This window comes from Mesorhizobium sp. CNPSo 4670 (genome assembly GCF_057784235.1).
The window spans coordinates 1-2,122 of the sequence record NZ_JBWJFQ010000058.1 but is presented as its reverse complement, the minus strand read 5'-3'; the positions used below and the strand labels follow the sequence as shown (position 1 = coordinate 2,122).

Genomic DNA, 2,122 nt, shown 5'->3' with positions numbered 1-2,122 from the left:
TAGCCGTTGTTCTCGCAAAGATAGATGACCGGAAGCTTCCAAAGCGACGCCATGTTGAGACTCTCATGGAAGGTGCCCTGGTTCACCGCCCCATCGCCGAAGAAGCAAAGGGTAACCTGATCGACACCGCGCAACTTGGCGCTGAACGCACACCCTGTGGCAAGAGGAATGCCTCCTCCGACGATACCCGATTCACCGATGATCCCGACCGAATTGTCTGCAACGTGCATTGAACCGCCGCGCCCCTTGCAAATGCCGCCCGCCTTTCCCATCAGCTCGGCCATGAGCGTGTTCAGATCCGCACCCTTGCCGATCGGATGGCCGTGCGAACGATGGGTTCCGGTCATGGTGTCATTGTTCCGAAGGGCGAGACATGCCCCCACGGTAGCGGCTTCCTGCCCCACGCTCGCGTGGAAGAAACCAGGGATCTTGTCATCTTCGCACTGCCGCATACCTTCTTCTTCGAACCGACGGATACGAAGCATCCGTCGATAAGCTTCCAGTCTCTGATCGCCAGTTAACTTCATGATCCAAACGTTGCTCCAACACGAAAGGTAAAAATGCCTGCCTGGGACAGCAGAGGTAGGCTTAGTAAGTGTTTCTAGTTTTAGTCTGCCACTTTATTGGTTCGCCCATAATTCGACAAGAGGAGCGTGGTGATGAAATGTTTCGTCGAATAATAATTCGAAGCATTTCGCGCCACATCTTTGCCTCTTTGTAAGGACGGGTCTCGCCCCCCTTCGTCCCCCAACAACCGTTGGTATGGGTGATTTGGCCCTTCGGAAGCCCCGGCCGGCAGAACTGGTGCGGACAGTCGTGGAAGCTTAGTCTTGAGACTCTGACGTTGCCTTGGGTGGCCCCTTGGTGGATTTCTTCGCCACGCGCATCCAGATGAAGGCTGGCCCACGGCAAATCGCGAGCGTTCGTAGGCCCAGACCAATCACACGCAATCCAGCTATCGAGCACTGACCTCTGGAGTTGACCATGTCCCGATGCCATTGCTGACGGTCCCTGTTCCTATTGTCCGGTGCTTTCGCTGGGGCTTTGAGAGTATAGTGCAAGCGCCGCGCCATTTGACCTAAGGCCATGCAATCGCATTACTTTTACAGAGACGAGGCCTTGGCCGGAACAAACCCACAGACCTCATTTTGTTCGATACAGGACAAGAATGTCGGAAGGATACCACGGGGTGCGACCACGCGGCTTGCCTCCAACTAAAGCCTGGGAGGGTGGTTGGCCTTCCCCGAGAAGATCGAGACACAGGCTCACGACCGGAGGTCGGGCCGAGAGAACTGCCATAGAAGACTACATCGGCCTCGGTTGTGCGCCGTGGCCAGATGCGGATCATATTTGGCAACGATGCGGCAACGAGGACGAGGACGCCGTGCGGCCCTGCACGACCACCGCGCACTGGTCTTCGATAGACCCGGCCAGCTTGGCGATTGCTTTCTTCCTGGGCAATCGTCATGTCGCTGGAGACATGAGTGAGCACTGTTGGCGAATGTGCCGCCCGTGCCGATTCGGTTCCCCCCGCAGCGAATTGCGCCGCCTTTTGCGACGGCATCGGCTATGTGCGATTCTATCTTGGTCAGTGCATGCCTATCGATCAGCGGGCCGACGGCGACACCTGGATCGAAGCCGTCACCAACCTGAAGCTGGCGAACCCGTTCCACGAATTTGTCGACAAATTGATCGTGAACGCCCGATTGAACGTAAAGGCGGTTCGCGGAAACGCAGGTCTGGCCGGCGTTGCGGAACTTGGCTTGGATCGCACCGTCGACCGCGGCATCGACGTCGGCATCATCGAAAACGATGAAAGGCGTATTGCCGCCGAGCTCGAGACTGACTTTCTTGATCTGGTCAGAGCACTGGCGCATGAGGAGCCGGCCAACCTCGGTCGAGCCGGTGAAGCTGATCTTGCGCACCTTGGGGTTTGTGCAGAGCTCGCGTCCGACGGCATCGCCCTCGGAAGCGTAGATCAGGTTGACCACGCCTTCGGGAAAGCCAGCCTGATGCGCAAGGACGAACATTGCACCCGCCACGAGTGGCGTCTGTTCTGCGGGTTTCAGTACTATCGTGCAGCCCGCTGCCAAAGCCGGCGAGATCTTGCGCGCCACCATGG

1 protein-coding gene and 1 pseudogene are annotated in these 2,122 nt (G+C 57.8%); both read right to left on the bottom strand.

What is annotated here, in order from left to right; translation table 11 throughout:
- The coding region (locus AC0ZT5_RS35030) for a thiamine pyrophosphate-dependent dehydrogenase E1 component subunit alpha (RefSeq protein ID WP_488500150.1) at positions 1-527 on the bottom strand (527 nt) is incomplete at its 3' end.
- A 916-nt stretch (positions 528-1,443) separates the two neighbouring features.
- Positions 1,444-2,122 (bottom strand): annotated as a pseudogene (locus AC0ZT5_RS35025) (aldehyde dehydrogenase family protein); the annotation flags it as partial.